A 1,556-nucleotide genomic window follows, 5' to 3' on the forward strand; every position below is an offset into this window, starting at 1 on the left:
CTTTATAGGAAAGACCGCCTGTGGCGCTCTCTTGAATTGAAAAATGCCCGCACGGAGGCGGGCACGACGACAAGACGATTCTTGGATTAGAAGATATAAAAGCCTTCCTCTCCAAAATCGTCATCAAGTTCGTCATCATTTAGAAAATAATCCATATCCAGAAGTTCTTCTTCGCTCATGTGGCGAATGTCCCTGGAAGTCATTCCTTCTGGTGGATTTTCGATGTATTTTTTGCGCAGTTCCTCGATATCTGGTTTCATGGTGTTTTCCTCCTTTGAGAGGATTATATCACAGAATCCATAAAAATTATGCAGAAGACCATCTTCTACGAGCTTTGGACATTATTTTCTTGTACATTTCTTCGAGGGAGACGCGCTTGTGGTTAAAGTAAAGTTCCAGAAAGAGCATTTCATGTTTACAGTCTGGACACTTTAATGGATCATATCCAAAAGAAGAAAGGATAGCTGTGCGCCATTTGTTAAAGTCGCGCAGAGTATGCCGTTTCGCTTTTGAAATTGCTAGGTGCAGATTTTTATCTATTTCGCGGTGACGTGCATAAAGACCGCCATACCGGATCATTTTAAAGTGTTTCTCCGGTATGTGCCGGATCAAACGCCTGATGAAATCTAATGCAGGGATTGTTTCCTGAATATATTTGTCATCTTCATGACGGTTGTAATGAAATGTGACTGTTTCCGAGTCCTCATCATAGCTGTCAATTCTGGATGTGGCAATAACTGGCCGTCCAAGATAACGTCCAATGTATTTTATGACCGTTTCAGGGTCACACTTGTTTGGTTTTGCGTAAACGTAAAAGCCTTCTTTATGATTCGTGTAGCACTGGGATTTTATTTTTTTGAAAGAAGATCCGAGTCTGCGTCCCATTTCATCAAGCAGTGCTGTGCGGAAAGCATTACGCAGATAAGTATAATTGAAGTGGTGGACCGGACGCCAGAATCCATCATCACTGTAACCACCTTCCGATATAAGACAGTGGATGTGGGGATTCCATTTTAAATCCCTGCCAAAAGTATGTAGTACCATAATAAAACCAGGTGTATAATTTTTAGACTTGTTCATTTTGAAGAACATACGAGAGACGACACTGGTAACAGAGTGAAAGAGGCAGTCGAGCAGAGTACGGTCTTCAAGAAAAAAGTCACGAAGATTTTCATCAATAGTAAAAACACAGTGGCGGTGCTGGACATTAACAAGTTTAAAAGACATGGAAGTAGTGCGTTCCATGGAATACTTGTTTCCGCAGGTAGGGCAGAAACGGCTGTGGCATCGGAATGGGACAAATTTAAGCTTGCCGCAATGGGGACAACCGTACATGGCACCGCCAAAAGATGGATCACCACAGTTGATCATCTTATCGATATTTTCCATCTCAGTAGATCTGGGATGAAGTGTATATTTAATTTCTTCATAGTAGTCAGTAAAGATTCTTTGTAAGATATTCATAAGCCTATTATGAATGAAAAGTTGAAAAAAGAAACCCCTATCCCCTCAAGATTGAGGGGCAGGGGAGTTGAAGTGTCGAAGACACTTTTTTA

Annotated in this window: 2 protein-coding genes; both read right to left on the minus strand. The window is 41.3% G+C overall.

The genetic code is table 11. From position 1 onward, the window contains the following. Positions 1-86: 86 nt before the first annotated feature. Complete coding sequence (locus LIZ66_RS18255; protein ID WP_003864616.1) at positions 87-260, minus strand: hypothetical protein; 174 nt, start codon at positions 258-260, stop codon at positions 87-89. Positions 261-306: 46 nt separating this feature from the next. After that, positions 307-1,464: an IS91 family transposase gene (locus tag LIZ66_RS18260; protein WP_029471594.1), complete on the minus strand. Its 1,158-nt coding sequence runs from the start codon at positions 1,462-1,464 to the stop codon at positions 307-309. Positions 1,465-1,556 lie beyond the last annotated feature (92 nt).

The organism is Blautia faecis (assembly GCF_020554845.1).
Classification (GTDB): Bacteria; Bacillota; Clostridia; order Lachnospirales; family Lachnospiraceae; genus Blautia_A; species Blautia_A faecis.